The 24,772-nt window shown below is 50.2% G+C and carries 24 protein-coding genes; 1 reads left to right on the plus strand and 23 read right to left on the minus strand.

Going from position 1 to position 24,772, the window contains the following annotated elements; all coding sequences use genetic code 11:
- Window positions 1–9 precede the first annotated feature (9 nt).
- The 3 genes from kynB to kynU are packed head-to-tail and all read right to left on the minus strand — an operon-like array spanning window position 10 to window position 2,847.
- Window positions 10–630, minus strand: coding sequence for an arylformamidase (gene kynB / locus AC6ESO_RS17940; protein WP_497092545.1), 621 nt, complete (start codon window positions 628–630; stop codon window positions 10–12).
- A gap of 53 nt (window positions 631–683) precedes the next feature.
- Window positions 684–1,535, minus strand: coding sequence for a tryptophan 2,3-dioxygenase (gene kynA / locus AC6ESO_RS17945; RefSeq protein ID WP_497092546.1), 852 nt, complete (start codon window positions 1,533–1,535; stop codon window positions 684–686).
- Between the two features lie 25 nt (window positions 1,536–1,560).
- The gene (gene kynU / locus AC6ESO_RS17950) at window positions 1,561–2,847 is read right to left on the minus strand and encodes a kynureninase (protein ID WP_497092547.1); all 1,287 of its coding nucleotides are present in this window, start codon (window positions 2,845–2,847) and stop codon (window positions 1,561–1,563) included.
- 178 nt (window positions 2,848–3,025) lie between these two features.
- On the opposite strand from kynU, the gene AC6ESO_RS17955 reads away from it, so the two are divergent.
- Entirely contained in the window at window positions 3,026–3,640 is a 615-nt protein-coding gene (locus AC6ESO_RS17955) for a TetR/AcrR family transcriptional regulator (RefSeq protein WP_497092548.1), read from the plus strand.
- A gap of 68 nt (window positions 3,641–3,708) precedes the next feature.
- Here AC6ESO_RS17955 and AC6ESO_RS17960 read toward each other — a convergent pair whose 3' ends face one another.
- The 20 genes from AC6ESO_RS17960 to AC6ESO_RS18055 form a co-directional block, all read right to left on the minus strand.
- On the minus strand, window positions 3,709–5,403 hold the full coding sequence (locus AC6ESO_RS17960) for an S-layer homology domain-containing protein (RefSeq protein WP_497092549.1): 1,695 nt from the start codon (window positions 5,401–5,403) through the stop codon (window positions 3,709–3,711).
- A 61-nt stretch (window positions 5,404–5,464) separates the two neighbouring features.
- On the minus strand, window positions 5,465–6,625 hold the full coding sequence (locus AC6ESO_RS17965; RefSeq protein ID WP_497092550.1) for an S-layer homology domain-containing protein: 1,161 nt from the start codon (window positions 6,623–6,625) through the stop codon (window positions 5,465–5,467).
- Window positions 6,626–6,816: 191 nt separating this feature from the next.
- Window positions 6,817–8,574, minus strand: a complete 1,758-nt coding sequence (locus AC6ESO_RS17970; protein WP_497092551.1) for a methyl-accepting chemotaxis protein — start codon at window positions 8,572–8,574, stop codon at window positions 6,817–6,819.
- A gap of 149 nt (window positions 8,575–8,723) precedes the next feature.
- Complete coding sequence (locus tag AC6ESO_RS17975) at window positions 8,724–9,569, minus strand: SDR family oxidoreductase (RefSeq protein WP_497092552.1); 846 nt, start codon at window positions 9,567–9,569, stop codon at window positions 8,724–8,726.
- A 100-nt stretch (window positions 9,570–9,669) separates the two neighbouring features.
- Window positions 9,670–11,673 carry a glutaminase family protein gene (locus AC6ESO_RS17980; RefSeq protein ID WP_497092553.1) on the minus strand — a complete coding sequence of 668 codons (2,004 nt, stop codon included), beginning with the start codon at window positions 11,671–11,673 and terminating at the stop codon, window positions 9,670–9,672.
- Window positions 11,674–11,884: 211 nt separating this feature from the next.
- Window positions 11,885–12,121: a cold-inducible protein YdjO-related protein gene (locus AC6ESO_RS17985; protein ID WP_494821468.1), complete on the minus strand. Its 237-nt coding sequence runs from the start codon at window positions 12,119–12,121 to the stop codon at window positions 11,885–11,887.
- Window positions 12,122–12,307: 186 nt separating this feature from the next.
- On the minus strand, window positions 12,308–12,535 hold the full coding sequence (locus AC6ESO_RS17990) for a helix-turn-helix domain-containing protein (protein WP_494821499.1): 228 nt from the start codon (window positions 12,533–12,535) through the stop codon (window positions 12,308–12,310).
- 108 nt (window positions 12,536–12,643) lie between these two features.
- Window positions 12,644–13,252: a glycerol-3-phosphate acyltransferase gene (locus AC6ESO_RS17995; protein WP_497092554.1), complete on the minus strand. Its 609-nt coding sequence runs from the start codon at window positions 13,250–13,252 to the stop codon at window positions 12,644–12,646.
- Window positions 13,249–14,352 (minus strand): glycosyltransferase family 2 protein, encoded by a 1,104-nt coding sequence (locus AC6ESO_RS18000; protein WP_497092555.1) that lies wholly within the window; start codon window positions 14,350–14,352, stop codon window positions 13,249–13,251. The genes AC6ESO_RS17995 and AC6ESO_RS18000 overlap by 4 nt, the downstream gene beginning before the upstream one ends.
- 103 nt (window positions 14,353–14,455) lie before the next feature.
- Window positions 14,456–14,830 carry a PH domain-containing protein gene (locus AC6ESO_RS18005; protein WP_494821471.1) on the minus strand — a complete coding sequence of 125 codons (375 nt, stop codon included), beginning with the start codon at window positions 14,828–14,830 and terminating at the stop codon, window positions 14,456–14,458.
- Window positions 14,831–15,080: 250 nt separating this feature from the next.
- Window positions 15,081–15,758 carry a FadR/GntR family transcriptional regulator gene (locus AC6ESO_RS18010; protein ID WP_497092556.1) on the minus strand — a complete coding sequence of 226 codons (678 nt, stop codon included), beginning with the start codon at window positions 15,756–15,758 and terminating at the stop codon, window positions 15,081–15,083.
- A gap of 46 nt (window positions 15,759–15,804) precedes the next feature.
- On the minus strand, window positions 15,805–16,980 hold the full coding sequence (locus AC6ESO_RS18015; protein WP_497092557.1) for a trans-sulfuration enzyme family protein: 1,176 nt from the start codon (window positions 16,978–16,980) through the stop codon (window positions 15,805–15,807).
- 37 nt (window positions 16,981–17,017) lie between these two features.
- Complete coding sequence (locus tag AC6ESO_RS18020) at window positions 17,018–17,845, minus strand: ABC transporter permease subunit (RefSeq protein ID WP_494821474.1); 828 nt, start codon at window positions 17,843–17,845, stop codon at window positions 17,018–17,020.
- A 1-nt stretch (window position 17,846) separates the two neighbouring features.
- Entirely contained in the window at window positions 17,847–18,776 is a 930-nt protein-coding gene (locus tag AC6ESO_RS18025; RefSeq protein WP_494821475.1) for an ABC transporter permease subunit, read from the minus strand.
- A gap of 74 nt (window positions 18,777–18,850) precedes the next feature.
- Complete coding sequence (locus AC6ESO_RS18030) at window positions 18,851–20,155, minus strand: ABC transporter substrate-binding protein (RefSeq protein ID WP_497092558.1); 1,305 nt, start codon at window positions 20,153–20,155, stop codon at window positions 18,851–18,853.
- A 221-nt stretch (window positions 20,156–20,376) separates the two neighbouring features.
- Window positions 20,377–21,030 carry a GGDEF domain-containing protein gene (locus AC6ESO_RS18035; protein ID WP_497092559.1) on the minus strand — a complete coding sequence of 218 codons (654 nt, stop codon included), beginning with the start codon at window positions 21,028–21,030 and terminating at the stop codon, window positions 20,377–20,379.
- A gap of 146 nt (window positions 21,031–21,176) precedes the next feature.
- Complete coding sequence (locus tag AC6ESO_RS18040) at window positions 21,177–22,172, minus strand: SPFH domain-containing protein (RefSeq protein WP_497092560.1); 996 nt, start codon at window positions 22,170–22,172, stop codon at window positions 21,177–21,179.
- A 38-nt stretch (window positions 22,173–22,210) separates the two neighbouring features.
- Window positions 22,211–23,017 (minus strand): TPM domain-containing protein, encoded by an 807-nt coding sequence (locus AC6ESO_RS18045; RefSeq protein WP_497092561.1) that lies wholly within the window; start codon window positions 23,015–23,017, stop codon window positions 22,211–22,213.
- The gene (locus AC6ESO_RS18050) at window positions 23,014–24,048 is read right to left on the minus strand and encodes a TFIIB-type zinc ribbon-containing protein (RefSeq protein ID WP_497092562.1); all 1,035 of its coding nucleotides are present in this window, start codon (window positions 24,046–24,048) and stop codon (window positions 23,014–23,016) included. Before AC6ESO_RS18050 ends, AC6ESO_RS18045 begins: the two co-directional genes overlap by 4 nt.
- Before the next feature lie 5 nt (window positions 24,049–24,053).
- Window positions 24,054–24,737, minus strand: coding sequence for a PspA/IM30 family protein (locus AC6ESO_RS18055; protein ID WP_497092563.1), 684 nt, complete (start codon window positions 24,735–24,737; stop codon window positions 24,054–24,056).
- Between the last annotated feature and the right edge of the window lie 35 nt (window positions 24,738–24,772).

The raw sequence follows: 24,772 nt of genomic DNA on the forward strand, positions 1-24,772 counted from the left end.
TACACACGATCATTTTCTAAGCACCGCACGAACCGGACTTCCATCCGCCTCGGCCAGAGGCAGCGGAAGCGCGATCAGCTCATAATCCCCCGGTTCCACATGGTCTAGGACAAGCCCTTCCAGAATGTGAATGCCATGTTTGGCGAGTTCATGATGAGCAGGCAGTTCCTTACTGTCCAGCGGATCCACAGAGGGCAAATCAAGCCCAATCAATCGCACGCCATAACCTGCAAGATATGCAGCGAGCTCCGGTTCAATCGGCGGAATGGATTGCGGAAACACATGCCTATCCTTCCATGCATCCGTACGGATCAACAGCCTCGTTACCCCATTCAGCTCTACGCCGGCCAGCTCTCGCACGCCAACCGATGCAGGATCTGGCAGATGAATGACTCGCGCCTGCCCGATATATAAATCAAGGTCGAGATCACTGACCCTCTTACCCTCATTATCAAAATGAAACGGCGCATCAATATGCGTCCCCGTATGAATGCTCATCCTGATTTGCCCCACATTGACGGAGCCGCTTTCTTCTTTACTCCAACTTACCTTGTAGGAGAAGGGAGTGTCCCCCGGCCAAGTGGCAACCTTCTCATCCAGCGGCTGTGAAATATCTATCCAGTTGCTCATATCGCCTTAAATCCCCTTCCTGCTGCTTTCCGCCCTCGACGCTTAGCTTAAGCCTACAGCTTGGTGCGCATGCTCCACAGCTCCGGGAAGAACTGCTGATCCAGCGCTCGCTTCAAGTAATTCACCCCGGACGAACCGCCGGTTCCCATCTTATTGCCGATAATCCGTTCCACGGTCGTCATATGGTTAAAGCGCCAGAACTGCTGCTGACTGCCGATATCGACGAGCTTCTCTGCCAGCTCATAGAGATCCCAATATTGATCGACATCGCGGTACACGGTCAGCCATGCCTCTTCCACACTGGCATTGGGCGTGTAGTTTTGCGACCAATCCCGATCCAGTGCCTCTTGATCTATCGGCAAGCCGCGAGCTGCGAGCGCTCCGATAGCCGCATCATAAAGGCCCGGCTCGCGCAGTGCTTGCTGCATCTGCGTGTACAGCTCTGTCTGATGCTGGAATACGGACAAGGTATGCACGTTCTTGTTGCCCATGGCGAATTCGATTAAGCGATTCTGATGCGATTGGAAGCCTGAGGATGAACCGAGCGCATCGCGGAAACCCATATATTCAGCCGGCGTCAGCGTCGAGAGCACGCTCCAGGACTGGATCAATTGCTGCTGAATTCTGGACACGCGCGCCAGCATTTTGAAGGAAGGCTCCAGATCGTTATTGCGAATGGACAGCGTTGCAGCCTGCAGCTCATGCAAGATGAGCTTCATCCACAGCTCACTCGCCTGGTGAATGATAATAAACAGCATTTCATCGTGGTGGTCGGAGCATCTATGCTGGCTTTCCAGAATTTTATCCAGATGGAGATAGTCCCCGTAGGACATCGATTTGGAGAAATCGGTTTGAATATCCTTCTCCAGCTTCCCGCTGCCGTGCTGCTCTTCATGGTTGTTCATGGTGTAAGGCCCCTCTCAATGTTCGTTAGGCAACGACTTCGCGTTCGTTCTTAAACTGCTCATATTCCTTATCGACCATGATCTTCTTCAGCTTCTGAACGACTTCCCATACTTCGGTATAGGAGTTATACAGCGCGACCGGTGCAAGCCGAATAATATTAGGTGCCCGGAAATCCGGAACAATGCCGTTATGCTTCAATGACTTGCAGACTCGCGCTACTTCCGGATGTTCCAGGCTGACATGACCACCGCGCCGAACATCGTCGCGCGGGCTGCCGATATAGAAGCCGAATTCGCCAAGCTCATGCTCAATTAGGTCGATTAAATATTGATTAATATGAAGCGACTTCTGCCGAATATTCGCGATACCCGCTTCCGCGAAGATCTCCAGCGCCCCAAGTAGCGGCGCTAAACTTAACACATGAGGCGTTCCGATCTGATAAGCTCCTGCAGTCTCCGCTGGGGTTAGCGTATGCTCCATATCGAATTGTTTGTCTTTTCTTGAACCGAACCAGCCCGCTAAACCGGGGTTCTTGCCGAAATGCTTCCGGTTTACGAAGAGTCCTCCGACGCTGCCCGGCCCGCCGCCGAGATGTTTATAATTGCACCAATAGGCAAAATCAACATCCCACTCGCTGAACGAATGTGGAATCGCCCCGACCGAATGACAGCCATCAAACCCGATGAGAATGCCGCGCTTGTGGGCTTCTTCTGTCAAACGCTTCATATCCAGAATCTGTCCGCTGCGGTACAGCACCGTCGGCAGTACGATCAGCGCAATATCATCCGTCATCGCCGCGATAATATCGTCTTCTTCCAAGAACCGGCCATCACGGCTTTTCACGCGAATGAGATGGGTTTCCGGATCATAGCCTCGGATGCGCAACTGACTTTGAAGCGCGTAAATATCCGAAGGGAAGGTTAATTCATCGGCCAAAATCTTATTGCGCTCCCCTTGCGGCTCATAAAACGTAGCAACCAGCTGATGCAGGTTCACGGTCGTAGAGCCCGTAACGATCACTTCCTCCGGAGAGGCGCCGACAAGTCCCGCGCTCATCTCCCCCAGCTTCTCCGATAAGGTGAACCAGGGGTGAGTGCCTTGCATCCAGCCGTCAATCCCATGTTCTCTCCAGTCCGCCAGCGATTCCAGCAGTGTACGCTCTGCCCGCTTCGACAGAAGTCCTAAAGAGTTTCCATCCATATAAATCGAATCCGGCTTCACGTAGAACTCTTCGCGAAACCGTGACAGGCTATCTTCGGTATCTAATTGTTTAGCGTAATCAAGTGTGGGTTGAAACGCATTTGTTCCCATAGCTGCTCCCTCGTTTTCACAGAATAATCGCTCGATGAGGTGATCATACCAACCAATATGACATCGTGTCAATATGTTCAAATTGGGCAATAAGCAAGCTGCGCCGGCATCCGAACGAACCTTTCATTTTCCAGCCATTTCTTATATTCTAGAAGGGTATGGACGGAGGGGGAGAACGATGGCCACAGAGAAAACGACAGATAAACGACACTTACGCTCCGCGCTGACTCGCCAGAAAATATTAGTTGCCGCCAAGCAGGTGTTTCTGGAAGAAGGGTTCCAAAAAGCGACCATTTCGCAGATGATTCATGCCGCCAAAATCGGATATGGAACAGCTTATGTTCATTTTCAAGGAAAAGAAGATTTGTTAAGCGTGTTAATGGAGAATGTGATGGAGCAGTTCTATGAAATCGCCGCCATTTCCTTCGTCCCGGAGACAAAAGAAGAAGCGGTTCATACCATCCGCAGACAAACCTTGGCTTTTCTCAAAATGGCCCAGGCAGAGCGCAATATGATGCAAGTGTTCGAGCAAGCGATCGGCATCTCCTCTGTCATCTCCGATAAGTGGAAGGGCATCCGCGAGAAGTTTATCCAGCGGATATCCAGCGACATCGCCTACTCCCAGTCGCATGGACTGGCGCGAACCGATCTTAACCACCTGCTGATCGCACGCGGCTGGTTCTATACGAATGAAATGTACCTGTGGGAAATCGTGCGGGACGAGCACCAAAGCTCGGTTGAAGAAATCGCGGTCAACATCACCGATCTATACACGGCGGGACTCTATCTTTAATGAAGCTTAGCTAAAATAAAACCGGCCTCTGCATCTCGCGCAGAGGCCGGTTTCTGTTGGTCTTGCAATTACTTGCCTGCTTGTACAATAATGCCGGACTGGTCGCCATCCACAACAATTTCTAAAGTCGCTGCAGGATGACTTTGATTCCCTATTACTAAGGTGTAGCTGCCCGGCGCGATATCGGTCAGTTTAAACGCGCCGTCCTCGTCCGTCCCCGGCCAGTAACTGCCGTCGTTGCTGGACGTAATAAGTCTAACCGGCAAATCAGCAAGCGGATTCCCGTTGCCGTCTACCGCCTTACCTCTCACCGTATAAGTTGGAACAGCCAGCTGCAGCGATATTTTGCTCAAATTGGAGCCTTTAACCGTGATCTTGTTGGAGGTTTGTAACTTGTAGCCGGAATAGTGGAACAAAATCTTATAAGACCCATTGGGAATCTGATTGAACGTATACGTACCTGCTTCTCGATCGGCATTCGAGACGGGATAATCACGATCTTCGCCGCGCAAATAAACGCCTGTGTTGACGGCCTCCCCATTCAGGTCTGCCACTTGTACCGTAACGGAGTAGCCTGTTCCGTTCTCTGGTTGCTGCACAGCAACGGTATCGCCGGCATTATCGCTATCGTCTAACTCCACCTTGTCTTCCGTATCGTCCGACTTATTGTCATTGCCGAACTGATAAGCCCGCCATAACATAGCCGCTGCCTGCGCACGGGTAACCGGCTGCTGCGGGCGGAAGGTCTCATCCGGGAAGCCGGATGCAATGCCTGTCTCGATCGCAATCGCTACAGCATCCCGGGCGAACTTGGAAATACCATTAAAGTCTTTAAACATCGCCTGGATGATGCTTTGATCCGGCAGATGCGTTTTGTCATAGCCCTTCAGTTTAACCAGCGCCGTCGTAATATCCTCTCTCAGTGCAGGCGAGTTCGGTTTAAATACGATTTTCCCGCCGGAGAGCTTGTACCCATTCAAGTATTGCTTCGAAGCTTCAACGAAAGGCGTCTCCCAATCTGTAGGCTGCAGGTCGGCAAAGGTCGATTTCGTTACCTTCTTCGCTTTCACGCCTGAAGCCAGCATCATGATTTTGGCAAACTCCGCTCTGGTCACGATTTTCTCCGGTCTAAACTTGCCATCGGGATACCCGCCCAATACGCCGCGTTTCGCCAAGTCTTCAATCGCAGTCAACGCCCAATAGTTACTGGCGACATCTTTGAAGGTTGAGCTTGCAGGCTGACCGTAATTAGGGTCAATATCATTGCCATAGTCCAATGGATTATCCGAAGATGGAGGCTTTGAATCAGCCGGTGTACTCGATGCGCCTTTCACCACGACAACGCCCGGCTCAACATGCCATACATACTCGGTGCTGATGGATGGCGCGATGAGCTGGTAGGGAACACCGTCCGCCATTTGGCTGGTGTCTGCGATATGGAATTCAAATCCTGAATCCGCCATATCTCCAAACCCGCCTCTAAGCTGGGCATACACATCCGGATGTCCTTCCGCCTTAAGCACAAAATCTGATCCTGCCTTATCGACAAACACCATATCCGTGCCATTAATATTCTCTCGCGTAGAAACGATAAAGTCGAACGACGCGTCCTGGATCGGCTTGATGATTCTAGGATCACCTTTCCACAGCGTTCTGTAAATATGAACGTCACGGAGCTGGCTTTCCGCCGCCGATGCGGAATAAGCCGGAATAAGCAAAGCAATAATGACGATTAGCAGCAGCAGCTTGGATAAACCTTTCATGATCGATGCCCCTTTATAAAGAAATGAAAGGTGCCCCCGCTTAGGAGGACACCGTTCTAGCTTAAGATGGGAACTCCACGATCTCCGCCGTTTCGCCATCCACGATATCGACGGCTTCCTCGTCATCGCCATTCTCTTCCTTGTTCTCATCCCCATACTGATACGCTCTCCAGAGCATCGCTGCCGCTTGCGCGCGCGTTACCGGCTGCTGTGCGCGGAACGTCTCATCCGGGAAGCCTGAAACGAGGTTGTTCTCTATCGCCAGTGCAACATAGTCTTTGGCATATGAGGAAATCGAATTGTAATCCTTAAACATCGCTTGAATAATCGTGCGGTCCGGCAGCTTCGTCTTGTTGTAGCCTTTCAGCTTCACGATCGCTACAGCAACATCTTCGCGCGTCGCCGGTGCATCCGGCTTGAACACAAGCTTCCCGCTGGCAAGTTTATATCCGCTCAAATACGATTTGGCAGCCTCTACGAAAGGGGCCTCCCAATCCGTTGCTTTCATGTCGGAGAAGCTTGTTTTGGTTACTTTCGCAGGAGTGAGTCCGGCTGCCAGCACCATGATCTTCGCAAACTCGGCGCGTGTAACGACTTTATCCGGTCTAAACTTGCCATCCGGATAGCCGCTGATGACATTTCTTGTATTCAAATCTTGAATGGCGCTAAACGCCCAGTATTGATTCGTAATATCAGTAAACTGCGATTCGCCGACACTGTTGTAGTTCGGATCGATATCATTGCCGTAGTTATTCGGATTGGACGGTTGGCTCGGTTGTGTTGGCTGCGTCTGTTCATCGTTTAGTACGTTAACTTTGGATTCATTGTAAGCGAGCGGGTTACGGTTATCATCGTACAGAATCGTCAGCGCGTAATAGGTACCGCCGTTTGCAAAGCTGCTGTTATAACCGCTTGCGGAATACGGTTCAGGCAAACCTACGTAGGCCGCTACACCGACTTCATTAACAGCAAATGGCGCATTGGAGGATTGAACGGTGATATGCGTAAATAATTGCGCCTGTTCAGGCAGCTCTGAGCGGTTAATGATGGTTTTAAAGCTCTTCACGCCCGGAATATGCTTGAGGCCGGCCGTAATCTCGACAGCGCTGCCAGCTGTCGTTTCTTCAGCATAGGAGTAGTTCTTAAGGCCCGCAGCTGCCAGAACAACAATGAATGCAAAACAAAGCAATGCTTTCAATGATACATTTCGTACGCGATTCATCTTCACAAACCCTTCCATAGTGGCGAATGCCCCTCTCATGTTGGCAAATCTATCTACTAGCTTTATACCATAAATCGCCATCTATTAGTAGGAAAATATAGGATAAAATGCCCAGTTTTCGCACTCCGCCTTCCCCATCGTTCGACACCATAAAAAAGGCCGCATCCGCATCCGGATGTGGCCATTATCGCTTATAGATTAAACCTCTTAATCGCTTCTTCCAAACCTGAGCTTCGCTGCTTCAGCAGCTCCGTCGTCACGGAAATGCGCTTGGCCGCAGCCAGTTGGTCGGCAGACATCCTTTGAATCCACGCGGTATTATCCGCAGCCGTATTCGAAATTTGCGAGATTTGCTCCACCGATGCAGCAACCTCTTCCGATCCGGCCAGCACTTCTTGCGCCGCAGCAGAAATCTCCTGAATCTGACTGTTCACGAGATGGAAGCGATCGGCCGTCTGATCGAACATCGATTCGACATAACCGGAGAGCTCCGTGCTCCTGATCATCTGTTCGCTGCCTTCCATCATTTGTTTGCCGATATGAGCAGACTCCTGTGCAATTTGCCCAAGAAGCGATGTGATGTGATTAGCAGATACGGAGGAGGCTTCAGCCAGCTTACGCACCTCACCGGCTACAATGGCGAAACCCGAGCCATGCTCGCCTGCCCTTGCTGCCTCAATGGAAGCATTCAGTGCCAGCAGCTTGGTTTGATCCGCAATACTCGAGATCGAGGCGAGTACCGGTTCCATTTCATGCATAAATGCATTGAGGGCCAAGACTGAATCGTTGGTCTGCTTAGCCACATCAGAGATGGAGATCACTTGCGCCCTTAATTGGTGAATCGACTTGCGGCCTTCCTCCGCGGAATCAAGCGCTTCTGCAGAGGCGCTCGAAACTTGGGATGAAGCCTCGGATACGCGCTGAATCGCGTACGTAATTTCCTCCATCGATTTGGCGCTTTCCTCTGCCCCAATACGCTGATGCTGCGCCCCATCCGCCAATTGCGTAATGGACAGCTCAAGCTTCTCGTTCAAGTCAACAAGCTGGCCTGCCTCAGAGCCAAACTGATCGGTGGACTGAATGAGATCCTTCGTCGTGATCTGCATATCCCGAACCACATTGCCAAGCGTCACACCTAGCCTGTCGCTCATTTTGTTCATCGCCGCGAATGCTTGTCCGATTTCATCTGGTGAGTTCACGCGCGCCGAGCCCAGGTGTCCCTTCGCAGCAGCGAAGTCTCCTTCGGCCATGGCTTCTGCCCCTTTTACAACAATCCGCAGCGGCCGCAAGGCACGGGACAGGAACACGGCAATGAAGACAAAAACAAGCAGAATCACGATGCCCATGACGATAAATAGCGGCGTGCTGGATTTCAAAACTTCCTTATAAATGGTCGTGGATACCGATATATCCGTATCAATCCCAATGGCGCCAATGATTGTACCGGATGCATTGCGAAGCGGCGCATACGCTGAAATATAAGTACCATAATCAGGATTGCGAATAATGCCGGATTTGGCCGATTTGCCCTCTAATACGAGCGCTATTGCATCCTTTGGCATGTCGGTAACTTCACCGATTGGAGACGCATCCTCGTCATCTTTAGGCTGGCCATCAACGAGAATGATGGGCTCCCCTTGGTCATTAATTTGAATCGTATATACGTACAAAGCGCCAATCCGCTGGCGATAGTCATTCATGCCATTACGAATTTGCCAATAGAGATCATTCTCCTTAGCATCTTGCGCATACGTTTCATATTGCTTGACATCAAATTGACCCGCGTAAGCCTCAGCTGTATGCATGCCAAAGCTGCCGATCGCTTCCTCGCTTGCTTTCCTCGTATTCTGGACTTGCAAGTAGATTAAGGCTGTAGACAGGATTACGAGAGTAGCCAAAATAAGAACAGATAACTTTACTGCTAACCGGCTTCTAATGCTTAAGAACATGATACGTATACTCCTCCTGCAGACCTATGTAATTGCTTTCCTACTAGTTTACCATAATTTTCTCGCCATCACTCCCTAAAATATGCCATGAATCAACAAAAGAAACGACCTCTAAAGGTCGTTTCCCGGTCTATAGTAGGCTCCACGGCTTATTCTTCTATCCCGAGCTGCAGCTTGCGCACGCTGCGGACACCGGCTAGCCCAGTCGGATCGTTCTGCGTCTTGTGGTGGGCAAACTGTTCCGCACGCTCGGAAGTGCGGATGCGAAGCGGCTTCTCTTCCATTGCTACCAGCTCCCACATCACTTCTGCAACCGCATCTGCAGTCTGGGGCTCCGCGTTACGGCTTAGGAACATTTTCGTATATTGATCGATGATCGGCTTATACTCATCCTCCAGAATGCCGCCCGTGCTTACAACATGCCCCAGAACGGATTGGGTGAAATTCGTTGCGATCGCACCTGGTTCAAGCAGCGTCACATCAATATTGAAGAATGGCTTGTAGTAGGTAGCCAAGCTCTCCAACAATCCTTCAACCGCGAACTTGCTCGCACAGTAGATTTCATTCATCGGCTGACCCACCAAGCCGCCTACGCTGGACGTTGCAATGATATGACCATGACCGGCCTTCTGCATCATAGGCAGGGCGGCTTGAATCGTATGCATAACGCCATATACATTCGTGTTAAAGATATGCTCGATTTCCTGTATCGGCGCTTGTCCCAGTGCGCGCAAATAGCCGATGCCCGCATTGCAGAATAACACATCGAGCTGCTTCTGCTCCCGTTTAATCTCGTCTATCACCGTACGAATGGCATCCGGGTCCGTCACCTCCATTTCGCGAAAATGGAGATTGTCATACCTTGCGTACTGCTCCTGATCGCGCTCCAGCTGCCGCGTTCCGGCAAATACGACCCAGCCGTTCTGCGCGAACTTAAGTGCGGTTGCGAGCCCAATACCTGCCGATGCGCCGGTTATAAGTATGGTTTTGCTCATGGTTATCGTTTCACCCCTATGTTGGCCAATTTAAATAGGCAAAGGGAGCCATTTCGGCTCCCTCAACCAATATTCCCTTATATCTACTTATTCAGCCGCACTACGCCTTCATGATTCCTTTGTCTTTGAGCACCTTCATCGAGATGCCACCGACTACGCTGCGATGCTGGAAGTTAAGTGCTCTCGCCGTAAACGTATCCGTCCAGTCGGAGAACATCACGCGGTCCGCTGTGTCGTTCAACATCTGCCAGATCGGTTCGACCAATGCGGTGAACGTTGCTTGTTCGTCGGCCAATGCCGCCGACCATACCAGCCAATCGGACTTCGTATAGGTAGCCCGGCTGTCCAGCGGCGTACCGTACTTGTTGCTTTGTTTCAAATACCAAGCGACTTCCTTCTGAATCATCGCTTTATCAAACAGCTCTGTGCCGAACAATTGATCCCAGATTAAATTGTATTTCAAGCTCCAGCTGCCCTCTTGCCCGAACGCCAGCTTCGTGTGATCGCCGTCATCGGCAAGCGCGCCCCACTGATCCGCCATTTCCTTCGCTGCATTGCGATAGCGAGCGGCCTCATCGCCTTTGTTCTGCAGCTTCTTCAGGATGGAGAAGCTCGCAACGCCCATGATCGCTTTGACGGACAGGTTCGCATTACGGGCCAGATGGCCGGCAAAATCATCCGTACACAGCTGATTCTCCGGATCCAATCCATGCTCCAGCAAGTACTCCGCCCATTCCGTGAATACATCCATTTGACTGAAAATATAGTCGCGATTCCCGCCAGCCAAGCAAACCGCCGCAGCCATGACCAGCATGTTGCCGCACTCCTCGACAGGCATCTGTCCTTCTCTGGCGTTCTCGCTGTATACCTGACCATTGCCAATCGGGTACTGTCCGATATCATGCGGCGCGAATTCGAACGGCCACTTATCGCTTCTCGTGTACTTCATGATCGGACGGATCATGCCCTCGACTAGGGCAGGGTTATAGAGAAGGAACAAAGGAACAGAAGGGTAGCTGACGTCAACCGTTGCCATGCAGCCGTTGCTATAGCACTCTTTGGACAGGAACAGCAGCTCTCCGTCCGTATCGGTCACCAACTTGTGCGCTGCAATAGCCTGACGGTAAGAAACCGCCAGAAGATCCGCGTATTTCTCGCCGCCTGACTTTACGCCATCGGCCACAATCTCCTGATCGAATGCCGCGCAGCGCTCCATTAACTCGTCGTATTCAGCGAAGGCTGCCGCAATCATATCGTCTGTGCTTTGGCCGTTTCTCTTCCAGTAGGCTTGCAGCTGATCGCCGAAATACGTAACGGAGTACACGTCATCGTAGGCCAGCACAGCCAGCTCGGATACCGGGGACGCGCCAACCTCGCCCAGATCATAGACAAGTGCCATAACCGGATTCCCTTCTGCAACCACTTGAGGCGATGCAGCCGGTTCGTTCGTTAATTTCTCGTTGCGCACGAAGAGCTTGCGCAAATTTGCCGAATGCAGATAGGCTTGCGTTTGCTCCGACTTCCGTGCGGATAAATAGAAATAACCCCAATCGATGCGATGATCGTCACCGGACCGATTCATATAGGATTGCTGCTCATGACTCATTTTCATCACAAGCAATGCATTGTTTTCGCTAAACTCCGAAACGATCGCTTGCGAAGTCTGATCCACGCACCATTCGCCGGTTACGTCGAAATACACGCTCACATCATGGCCGCGTCCATCAAGGGCTTTCACCTCGAACGCCACATAAGAAGCCGGTCTCGACAGCACATCCAGATCAGTCAACAGCAGCGGCGTCGTGAAGCGTACCGTCAATTCGATACCCGCCGCCTCAAAGGTGTAGACGGTGCTCAGCGGCGTGACCTTCAGGCTCGTTTGCGTAAGTGCCGTCGGCTCCGTGTAATAACGCTCCGCTCTCGGTTCTACGCGGCCCGCGAAGCGGTAAGGTACCCCGTCAATTCGGATAAGGCCAGTCATTGCATGTCGTTGTCCCGTCCAATGGCGGGTGAAATCGTCGGTTAAACGGTCAGCAGTGGACCATACGCTGAAATAAGGATCTACCGTTACTAAAGGTACTGCAGCTGGACGAATCGGATTCATGGGTTGAACATCCTCTCATTGATATGTATATAAAAACTATAATGTATATATAAAACATAATATATATACGTAATTTTGTATATAGGCAAATGGCAAGTGGACAAAAGAAAAATCCATAACCGGTAAGGTTGTGGATTTAAGCTCCGATTAGTTCGTATCCGATAAAGCAGCACATCGAAAAAAGCCGACCAGCGGAGGTCGGCTTTCTTCATTACGCTTTGGGCGTTACGTTCTTTAACGCTGTCTTTAGTTCGGAGCTGGAGTTATGTAAAATGGGGAGATCTTTCATACTGTTAATCATCGGAGACTTACATTGCGCGCATGTCGGAACTTCCTCAAACGAGTAGCTGTTCCTCATCCAACCATTGCAGCCTTCCTTCGTACATGACCAGATGGCTGTCATTTCATTCGGCAAATCCTCAATGGGTCTCTTCCGTGAAAAATACATTAGCAAGTCCTCCCCTTCGATCCTTCATAAAAAAAGTCACACACCGAATTAGGCAACATCGCACCTTTTCAGTATGTGACATTAAGTCTCATATACATTCATATACGTGAATCAAACTATACCACACTATCGCTTAATTAGCGAAAGAAACCTTTAAATGGAGCCTATATAGTGACCGGTTCAATCCTATTTCTGTGCAAGAATTTCATCGATTTCGCTCTTGAGGAGCAAGTAGCGATGAACGCTTCGCATGATTGGCACCTTGGTTAGTTTATGTTTCTCTACGTAAACCTTCATATGATCCTTAGAGAGGCCCAGCAAACTGCCGGCTTCCGTCACCGTTAACACAACTTCGTTGCTCGTTGCATTAAACGTTTCCTTCACTTTTAAATTCCAGTCGTTAAACCCCTGCATATAAGGTAACCTCACGTTTCTGTTTCATCCAATATTTTATTATACCACGAAATTGGACTTATTCCTAAACCAGATGCAGGAAATGTAAGGAAATGTGCAGTGAACCGATCATTCCGATCGTTTAAGGACAACAACACGCAGCTCTCTCCGGTGGGAGTACACTAACAATAGAAAATTGATCATTCCAAACAGAAGGACGGCCCCCGAATAACGCGCAAAGAATAAGAAGATCACGAGCAGCAGCATCCCGAGCACAACTTGAAAGGCATCTGCTTCCGAAGTGGATGGTTTGCCTCTGCTGAGCAGCCGGCCCGACACTAGCAACACCCCCAGAATAAGGGCATAAGCGAGCGAAGCCGCGAATCCCGTCAACCCGCTCCAGACGCCGAATGACACTGCAATCGCTTTGCCTCCCCTCCATCGCAAGAAAGGCGAGAAGATATGACCGAGTATGGCCGCAACAGATGGAAGAATGATTCCGGAGCCTGCCACCGCATTAGTATGTACAAGCCAAAATATCGGTACACACCCTTTTAGAAAATCAAGCGCAATGCCCGCCAACCCGTACGTATAACCAGCCGCTCTCCACAAATTCAGCGCTCCGGGATTGCCATCGCCATGCTCCTTCAAATTATGCTTCGCCATCAAGCCAAGCCAGTAAGAAAACATAAGCGATCCGGATAAGTACGATAGGACCGTCCATAGTATCATCATCATTTTCTCCGAGCTCCGACTTCAATACTCCGACCTTTCCATGCCACTCGTCCAAAGAAGACGACCTGATAAACGGAATACAGCATAATCATCAGAAAAAAAACAGTGCTCAAGAAATGAACGGCAGGCAGCCATTTGCCGAATCGCCCTGTATAGTGAACGAAATAATAAATTTGCGCGGTATAGAGAACGTACCCTACAGTGAGCGGCATCCCCCAGGAGGTGCCTAGGAAGAATGGCGTCGCCTCCACCATAATTAATCCGATCAGCCAAACCGCCACGAGCAGTGTCGTAAGCAAGCTGAGCTTGCTTGTACTAAGCACCGCCCCTTTGCTAAAGCCTTCAATTTCGCTGCGAATACCGCCGGGATACATGCGGAAGGATACCTTGTTGTATCCAATGTAATTCACGACCGGAATTCCCGCTTCAATAAATTTAGCGCCAAGATTCAAGTCATCCAGCAGCTCGCCCTTAATGCCCTCATGACCTTGCACCTTGTCATAAAGCGTTCTAGTCGTGAGAATGCATGACCCGTACAGCCCTTTAGTTACATTCGTCCGTTCCATGGGTGACGTAAACGCGAACAAGCCCAAGAGATTGGGAATTAGCGCTAACTTCTCGTAGAGCTTCTCCGCCTGATGATAGGGCACGACCGAGATCGTCCCACCGGCCTGATCTCTTGCTGCGATGAGCGCCTGAAGCGCATCCGGTGCGAGCCGGACATCGGCATCCAGAAAAGCGATCAGCTCCCCGGTGCTCTGCAAGTAGCCGTTCCAGACGGCCCAATTCTTACCTGTCCATCCCAAGGGCAGCTCGGGGCTCGCAATGACTTTCACGCCATAGCTCTCGGCAATCGCTCTTGTCCCATCCTCGGAATGATCATCCACGACGATAATCTCAATCGCTCCTAGGGTCTGGGCTTGAAGGGAACTCAGAAGATGCGGCAGGTTGCCCTCTTCATTCCTAGCCGGGATAATGACGGACAGCTTCCTCGGCTGCAAGAAGAGATGATTATGAAGATCGACAGGAATCGTATTTCTACGGAACAATATCAAACCCGCAGCACACGCACCCATCAGCACAGCAATAATCAGCATCCCCATTCCATTACCCCCTAGGACTTGGTTTATGGCTATAAGTAGAATATATGGCATCGATGTATGGATCTATGAACTTATTTCGGGTAACCTCAGCTAATCCCTTTTTTCAGTCTTTCAATAGCGCATTTGCGATCAACATATCAAACTTGCGAATATCTACGCCTTTTTGCAATTTCACTTTAATATGGCCCGCCCGTGTCCACAACTCAACCTCTGCATTGATATCGAGGAAACCGCCGGCGTTCTCTGTAGACCACATATTGATCGAGGAATAAGGGAGAGAGTAGATCTCAATCTTCTTGCCCGTGATACCTTGCACATCTCGTACGATTAACCTTTTGTTCGTGAAAATAGCCGTGTCGCGGAAGGTTTTGTAAGCCGTAACCGCTACTTCTCCTGTCACAAGCAGTGCATTGACGTCTTGCGGTATCGGACACTCCGAAACCAAGGTCCACTCCAGAATACTTGAAGTAGCTGCCATCTGCTTAGCCCCCTGTTCGTGATTTTACTCCTGTTCCCTGTCGCTAACGATTACTTCGCTCTGCGATTTCACATTAGGCAGCAACGAGATAAATCTGGCAAGTGTAAGCCAAGCTTCCCTCACCCTTCAACAGCACATTATGATATATGTATCATGAAGAAAGTTAGAATAATTTGTCAATCCTAATTGTGTATATTTACATAATCAAACCCACATCCGCATGAGGATGTGGGTTAATAGCGATGATCGATCAATAGGTTTTGATGATATTCTCGATGCAATCCATAAGCTTGTTAAATTCGGCCAGTGCCTGAACCGGGTCGCGAACCGCGATTGCGGCGAACATAGTGTGATGAAACTCATACGTTTCGTCGAACAGCTTCTGTTCGCCAAGCGGTTCATTGAAAAACTTCTCGTACAGCGCAGCTATCGACTCCAGCACGCTGGATAAGATCGGATTGGACGCCGCACTCATAACACCCCGGTGGAATGCCAAATCGATCTGCGAGGTCGGTTTCCCCAATTCTTTTAGTCGGCTGTATTCGTTCAAACAGGCTGTCAGTTCATCAATTTGAGCCTGCGTAATCCGTTTGGCTGCCAGTTCAACCGCTTTCCCCTCCAGCGCCCGACGCACATCTAATATCGAAAGCAAAAATCGCTTCTCATTTTCTATTTTGATTTTGCCGGCAAATCGATATGTCCCCACATCACGAACATAGATCCCCTTACCGTTGGCAACGGAGAGGACATCAATTGCCTCCAGATAGCGCAGCGCTTCTCGGAGCGAAGAGCGACCGACGCCGAACATCTGCGCCAATACCTCGGCCGACGGAAGCTTATCTCCTTCCTGCAGACCTTTCTCTTCAATATAATTTTGAATCTCCTGCGAGACCAGCTCAGGCATCAATTGCCGTTGGATCTTAGCCACAAACGAATCACTCCCCGCTTATACGAATCCAAGCCGTTTAAAGCCGCTATAGCTGCAAATCACAAACTTGCGCCCATGTCTGATCCAAGTCGTGGATCAAATCGTCGGCGCTCTCCAATCCGATATGCAGACGGATCAAGCTGCGAGCCTCTGCCGTACAACCTGCGAAGGCCGGATTGACGGTGACGAGGGATTCGAAGCCGCCCCAGCTGACCCCGATTTTGAACAGCTTCAGCTGGCCCGCCCATTGCCGCATCTTCTCCGGCGACTCAGCCGTTTCGAACGAGAACAAGCCGCTCGAGCCGTTCATTTGCTTTCGTCCAAGCTCGTACTGCGGATGTGCAGGGAGCGAGGGATGATTGACACGCAGCACATAAGGCTGGCTCGCTATATGAGTCGCCACCTTCAGTGCGCTGCGCTCATGCCGCTCCATGCGAAGAGGCAGCGTACGCAGGCAGCGGGTGACCAGCGCCGCTGTATGTGCCGTCATAATGCCGCCGAACAGCATATATTCGTCCTCCGCAATCCGACTGACAAGTCGCTCCGATCCGAGCACGACACCGGCCACGCTGTCGCTTTGCCCAGAGATGTACTTTGTAACGGAGTGAACGACGAGGTCGATACCAAGTTCCAAAGGACGCTGGAATACAGGCGTAGCCCAGGAGTTATCCATAATCGTAACGATGCCGCGGCTGCTGGCAAGCTCCGCGCAGGCTGCCAGGTCCTGCAGCTGGAACAGCATCGACGTCGGGCTTTCCAAGTAGAGCAGCTTGGTTTCCGGGCGAAGCGCTGCACGAATAGTATCCGGCGAGCTTCCGTCCACAACCGTCGATTCGATGCCGAAGCGCTTCAAATACTGGGTCACGAAAGCTCGTGTCGGCCCGTACGCCTGATCCACGCAAACGATGTGGTCGCCTGTCTTCACCGTCGAGAGGATCGCGGCTGAGATCGCAGCCATCCCCGAAGCGAAGCACTTCGCCATTTCCGCATGTTCCAGCTCGGCCAGCTTGTCCTCTAAATACCGCACGGTCGGATTATTTCCCCGCGAGTAGACATGATGGGTCTGTTGCTGCTTCGCAGCCTCTTGAAATTTATCGTACGACTCAAAGGCGAATAGGCTTGTTTGATAGATTGGAATATTAATCGATCCGTGATGTCGTTCATCGACGGCGTCATGCGCCGTCAAAGTGTACTGCCATTCTCGATCGTTCTTCTCTGTCATCCGTTATACTCCTCCTTCCATCACTGTACGCGGGCTGTTATCCCTTAACAGCCCCTTGCGTCAAACCTTCGACGATAAAGCGCTGTGCGACGGCGAACAAGGCGATGGTCGGAATGACGGATAACACGGTTCCGGCCGACATCGCGCCCCAATCCACATCGAACTTCATGACGAAGGAATTCATAGCCACGGGCAGCGTCTTCAGCGATTCGTCATCGATAAATAGGACCGCCATGAACAATTCATTCCAGTTCTGCACAAAGGCGAAAATAAAAGTGGCCGCAATCCCATTTAACATGACCGGCATAATGACTCGCAGCAATGCCGACAACCGGGAGCAGCCATCGATCATTGCTGCCTCTTCAAGGCTGGACGGAATCCGTTCGAAAAACCCTTTGAGCAATATGGTCGAGAATGGAATCAAGCCGACGGTGTACATCAGAATGAGCGAGGATCGCGTATTAATTAAATCTAAGCGGGACATGAGCAAATAGAGCGGAGCCAGCGCCACGAAGCCCGGAAGCATCTGGGTCAGAAAGAATCCCAGCATAATATGCCGGTGGCTGCGAAATTTGAAACGGGCCAGCACATAGGCGCTGAGGATCGCAATGCAGACAACAACCGCGGCCGCACTGAGGGAAATCAGCATACTGTTGGCGATATAGATGTGGAACTTGGAAATTTTAATAATGTTGATGTAATTTTGAAAGCTCAAATGATCTGGCCAGTATTTCAGCGGGAACGAGAAAATTTCTTTCTGCGGCTTCAGGGATGTGATAACAATCCAATAGAGCGGAAACACCATCACCATTAAATAGATCGCCAAGAAGACGACCTTCAACCCTTTCGACAGGTGCCGCTTCATATTAGAAGTCCCCCATTTTCTCGGATCTCGTCACGGTTAAATAAAAGATCGTATAGAGCATGAGAATGCCGATCATTAGGATACCGATTGCAGAAGCTGCACCATAATCGCCGCCGTACATGATTTTATCAAGCATCAGCGAGGACAATATATGCGTGGAGCCAGCCGGCCCGCCGTTCGTTAACCCATAGATGATCGATGGATCATTGAATATCCAGATCGCGCGCAGCAGCGTAGTCGTAATGACTGTCGGCATAATATAGGGCATTGTAATGTTCAGCAGCTTGCGAGCACCGTTAGCACCGTCCATGCTCCCTGCTTCGTAGAGCTCTGACGGCACCGATTGCAGCGCGGCCAGCAGCATAATAGCAAAAAAGGCGATTCCATACCATATATTCGCCACAATGACCGAAACCATCGCCCAATTCGGATCCGACAAGAAGCCGATGCGCTCATGAATGATTCCGGTTCGGAGCAGCAAGTCGTTGATGACCCCGATCTGTGAATTGAACATCCATTTCCAAATCAGGCCGATCAGAAATCCGGATAACGCCCATGGATAGAAAACAAAGCCTTGAAAGATTCCCCGGCCGCGGAACCGTTTGTTCAATAGAAGTGCGACTGTCATACCGATCGTAAATTGTAAAATAAGGGAGATGAACACCCAATAGATGCTGTTAATCGAGGCATGTTTAAATTTCGCGTCTTCAAACATATGCTTGAAGTTGTCAAAGCCGATGAAATGAACGTTGGTCAGATCGAAGAGTTGATAGTTTTGAAACGCCATCACGATACCGCGCAAGAAAGGGTAGTATGTAAATACAAGCATTAGGACCACTGTGGGTAACAAACTGAAAAAGATGAAGCCGCGCGGCGAATTGCGGTAACTTGCCTGCACTCGCCCGATGATGGAAGGCTGATCATCTTTCATGAATCGCACCACCTTTAAGAGTTAAGTGGTAACGATGGGTGACAGCTCGTCACCCATCGTCCCTTGTGCATCCATTACTTTTTCAAATTTGCTCTTTGTTCGGCCCAGAACTTATCCCATTGCTTCAAGGTATCGTCAATCGATACTTTGCCGAGCAGCATGGATTGTCCGCTTTCCATCGCAATTTGGCCCCATTGGCCAATACCCGGATATTTCGTATTTGCCTTCAGGTTAACGAATTCGTCCGGCTTGCTGGACATTTCAAGCAGCGACTTATACATATCCGTTTGGAAGAACGCGTCTTGGCTGGCTGTAGTATGAATCGGAATAAGTGCCGTCTTTTGAGCAAAATACGTATTTTGTTCCGGACTCGATAGGAAGGCGATCAGCTTAAAGGCTGCATCCTTGTTCTTCGAATAGCTGGTGATCCCCCATCCTGCGCCGCCGGTTGCCGTAAATGCCTTACCGCTTGGCCCTCTCGGCATCGGAGCTGTTCCAATGGTGTTGACATCCATTTTCTCCAATAGCGCCGGGATCGCGTCAGGGTCCTGCAGCAGGATGCCGGTGACTCCGGATGTGAACGCTTGAACCTGTTCTTGGTAGCCCCAGTTAATTGAATCTTTCGGAGAGCCTTCATTGTAAAGCTTCACATACAGCTCGACTGCTTTCTTCGCTTCCGGCGTGGAATACATCGTCTTGCCGTCTTTCAGGAACGTCGAGTCATCATGATCGATATTATCGAAGTTGTAGTTAAGAATCATCGTATCCGGAACGCCGTTAGCGCCTGCCCCGCCGCGGAACGAGAACCCATAGCGGTTTTTGCTTGCGTCGGTCAGCTTGATCGCGGCTGCCACCATCTCTTCATAATTGGTCGGCGGCTGAATGCCTTTCTCCTGGAACCAGTCTTTGCGATAGAACATCTGACGCTGATACATACCGTTCGTAATAAAGTACAGCTTGTCATTAAGCGAAGCCACCGACTTGGCTACGTCGACTTCGGTCGCATAATCGGACCAATCTTTCACGTAGTCATTAAGCGGTTCAAGATAGCCGTTATTGGAGAATTCCGAAATAGTGGAGTCCCGTACTTCCAATACGTCGAGATCCTGCTTAGCTCCGAGAATGGTTTTGATTTTGTTGTCGGCTTGGTCAAAAGGAGGCGAAATCAATTCAACTTTAATGTTCGGATTGGCTGCTTCAAACTTGGAAATCATTTCATTCAAAACCGTTGTTCGGGCTGGGCTGGTTAAGCTCTCGATCATCCGCAGCGTGACCTTCTTCCCCGAGCCGCCGTTGTCGTTACAGCCTGCCATAACGCTTACAAGCATCACACCTGCGACCGCACCGAATAACATCTTTTTCTGTTTCCCTGCCGCCATTTAAATAGCCTCCTTTTGGTTTAACAAGCCTCCAACTCGGATTCAATTGTCTTCCATATCTTCCAGGCATACACTCTGCCTGTCTGATAGCATCAGTGTAAATGAAAGCGATTTATCCCACAATACATTTTTTTAACAATTCCAAATTTTATTTTTATTCTGACTATTAACCTTATTAATTAATGCCATTCACGATTTTTAAATAGAAAAAAACCACATCCTCATGCGAATGTGGTTTTACGCTGCCGTGACTTCATTTCATACATTTCACGGTCTGCTGCATTAAGTAAATCATCCAAGACTGTGGCATCTCGCGGATACACCGCGGTGCCAATAGAAACCGAAACATCCATATTGAACGCTTTGGATAATATCTTCAGTGTGTCTTTAATTTGTGTCGTGATAACCTCTTCCTCGTCCGGGTTTGCAGAGGGGGAAATGATAAGGAATTCATCTCCCGCCCAACGGGCGATAACTGCCTTATCGGTAGCATGTGATGACAAGATCGTTGCGATCGCTTGGAGCACCTTGTCTCCCATTTCGTGTCCGTACGAATCATTAATATGTTTAAAGTTATCTACGTCAATGAGATACAATCGCAAGCTTTGATTACTTTTGTCCATTCGCGCAAGAAGTCTGGGGAATTGCTGAATAACGAATCGCCTGTTATAGATTTCGGTCAATACATCCTTTTCCGCATAAAATTTGACCTTGTCATATTGGTTACCCAACCACCAACAAATCAATACTGCAGGCACGCCAAGATAAGGTAATTGGAAGAGCGGGAAATTATAATACATGCTTCCATAAATGCGAGCCATCACTACCAACGCCACTACAACAGCCGTAATTACGATTCTACCTGCATACTGCATTGTCGATCTCCGCTTTCCAATCCGCGTGTAACCATCCTCGAAACAATCTCATTAGAGTAGGGTAGGATTACCTATCCCATTTCGACATCTTCCATCCAATCCCTGTTTTTTTATAGGACGAATGATCTAATTTCCTCCAATTTACCCTATCCCAGCTTCTGACCGCAATTCGGGCAGAAGTTAGCTCTTTCATTCTTGGCCCCGCAGTTGGGACAGAAATTCGGCTTCTTGCTTCCCGCGGATGAAGGAGCCGGCGCCGTATCCGGACTTTTATCTGCCGCAGGCTGCTGATTCTGGTTTTGGTTCATATTTTTCAGCATTTCATTCGCCATATTCATGCCCATCATCATACCGGCCATATCCGAGGCAGCCCCGCCGCCTTGTACCTTACCCGACGAGATCCCATCGGTCATGCTCACCTGCTGATACTTCTGCAAATTACCGATCATCTCATGCGAAGCCGTCTTCGTAATCATATCCTGAATTTCTTGCGGATAATTGAAGCTCATTACTTGGAAACCGGTAATCGCGATCCCAATGTCCATCATTTGCATATCCAAATCCTCGCGGATTCCCTTTGCAATGTCCGATGCGTTCGCCTGCAGATTGAACATATCCTTGCCCTCTCGGCTAATCCATTTCATCAGCAGCTGATCCAGAACGGCAGTCATTCGGATTTTGACATCCTCGACCAAATAATCTTGTCTAACGCCGGCAATCTTATCGATCAGCGCCATATAGTCGCTTACTTTGAAAATAAACGTACCGTTGGCACGAACCGGCATCCCGCCCGGAAGCTGTGGAGTTGGGATCAGTACCGGGTTCTGCGTGCCCCATCTTACGGTAAATTCCTTCGTATTCACGAAGAGAACTTCTACCCGCATGCCGCTGTTGAAACCGAACTTGAACCCTTTCAGCGTGGACAAGAAGGGAATGATGTCCGAATCGATCTGGAAGGAGCCCTCATCCTTGAATATCCCTTCGACCTTACCGTTATTCAGAAAGATAGCATCCTGGCCGGCGCGAATAACGAGCTTGCTGCCCTTCTTAATCTCGCGATTGTTCCACTTCCAGAAAATCATATCATCCCTAAATTCTTCCCATTCCACAACGTTTGAGAATTGATTCCCGAAAAGCCCCATTCTAATCCCATCCCTTCTATAGTCCGCATTATTGGCTATTAAAAAGACCCTCTGCTTCCGCTATGGGAGTGACCGCCGCCGCTGGTCCCGCCACCGCCGCCGCCCGAACCGCGACCGCCTTTGTTCTTCGGAATTTTGCTTTTGGTAACCGTCGTCCGAATATACTGATCCGCATGCTCTAACACGCCAGACGTGCTTGCATCCTCATATGTCGCCCGAGTGACCGTAATGCGGCCGCCTGAACGGAACACCATGACACTGACAACAATGCCCCCAATGATTAAAGCAGCTCCCAGCTGAAACCAGATGGTAAACAAAATATTATCGGGATTTACACCGGGCTTGAACCCCATATATTTGTGCGAAATCGTGATATACCTGGTGAATGCTTTCGCATAATCACCGCGCGTTAGATCCGGTGAAATCGCGTTTCGGATCTTATCCAGCCTGCCGCTGTCGAGATAAGATTCCGCTTTGCCAAAGCCGGCCAAGTAAACCTGGCGATTGTTCATATCCATGGTCAAAATAACGGCATTGCCGTGAGCCTTATCGTACCCCGGTGCCTGGTTATCATAGAAATCCTCCGTCATCAGCTGGACATCCTGGTTCTCCTTATTATCGGAGGTAAGAACGATGATGTCCGTCTCTCGGTCAGCCCCGTATTTAGCCGCCAACGCGCTCAGCTCAACTTGTTCTTGTTCACTGAGCAGATGCGCCTGATCAAAAATCAGCTTCTTGTTCGCTGCCGTTGCTGCCGTCGCTGTAGGCAAGGCGGGTATTATTAGCGCCGTCAAACAAATCGCGAACAAGATGAGAGCTGTTAGAATCCTAGCATGTTTGCTCACAGGAACCCGCCTCCCATCATCCAGGAAACGATTTTTAACCCCACGAATGAAACGGCAGAAACCCCTGCAAACCATGCGGTTACCTTCCCTTTGCTAATCGGAGGTTTGCCCACGACTTTCCCCGTCTGGCCGTTCATCGCAAACGTGTACTCCCGCCTATTATAGTTGTACCTAATCATCCATACGGGCAGCAGCACATAATCCGCCTGTTTCACTGTCGTGTCAACTTGCTTGTCGGTGTACATCACGCTCGAATACCCCTGTACCGTTGAAGAAATATACGCATCGATGTACGAGCTCGTTTTCTCCTTGGCTCGCGGGAATAACTGTTCATCGTCATAGCTGTATTTCTCCGCCTGATAACCTGCCAGATACGGTGTCTTGAATGCTTTCAGCTGGTCATAGGGAAACGGCTCCAGCTTATCCATCAGCTCATCGTTCATCTTCTCCGATGCATCGATTGGCAGTCTCGCATAGTTCAGCCGGATTTTGCGATAGATGTTAAAATGCTGTGTCTCCGTATACCTATAATCGCCCTGTGTATAGATTCTAACCCTAGTTCCCTGGCCGTGAACCTCAATCCCGTTATGTAGGTCATAGAGCCAGAAAGGGACATACATCCCTGTGATCCCTGCGATTCGATCCGCTGTCATAAATCCTTTAGGCGTCAGCAACCCGTTCCTGCACCATTTCTTGAACGCCTTCATCGCGGCTTCTTTGGGAATTGTAAAAGGAATCACCATCACCGGGGCAAAATCACCCGACAGCCGATCCATCAGCACCACGGCAGATCCGCAAAAGCTGCATGTCGTTGCACTTGTCTCCAGTTCGGTCACGATGACCGAGCCGCAGCTGTTGCAGTGATACTCCTTCACTTCCTCTTGCGTAACCGGCTGCTGCTTCAGCGGATCGGGGATCTGATCTACCTGATCCTGCCGTCCGCAGCTCGGACATGACAACGTCCCGGAGCCCGCGTCGAATACCATGCCGCTGCCGCAATTGGGACACTTATACTCGATAACCGCCGCCACTAGGCTCACCTCGACTTTAATCTTTCCTTGATTGCTGCGAGCTCATCTTCAGGTGCTGTCTTTTCAGTTGCTGCAGCCGTACCCGCTTCTGCATCCTTCTCGAGCTGGGCGATCAATACATCCAGATCGTCTTCCTGCGCGCCTGCCCTAACCTCAGCGAGAGCCATCGCCTCGTTCAAAGCCTGGTTGGCCTTTTCTTCCATGGTGTTGAAGGCAGCGCTCGCTCCACTGCCAGCTTGCTGCTGCGTATTGGCATCCGCCAACTTCCCTTTCAGCTCTGCATGCCGCGCTTCCAGCTGCGCCAGATCAGACACGAGCTTATCCTGCATATGCTTCATCATCGTCGCCTTCGCAGCAGCTCGGGTGTACACGGCCTCCAGCTCTGCGAATTTGTCGGTTTGCTTCGATTTGAGATCGAGGAATTTGATGGCATTGTCATCCTCGCCGGATTCCGCGGACTTCTCCGCGTAACGCTGCAGCTTCTTGATCTCCGCGCTGCACTCGTCCCGCTCCCGCTTGGCTCTGCTCTCCTCAAGCTGTACCGCAGCCGTCTCCGCCTTCACTTGACCAAGATCGCTATGCAAGCTCTGCATATACGCCTTTACAGTCTTCTCCGGGTCATCCGCACTGCCCTGCAAACCATGCATATTCGCTTTCATCACGTCCCTAAACCTCGATAAGATCCCCACCGCAAGCTCCTCCTTCGAAGTCTTACATTATCTTC

It is taken from the genome of Paenibacillus rhizoryzae, assembly GCF_059686995.1.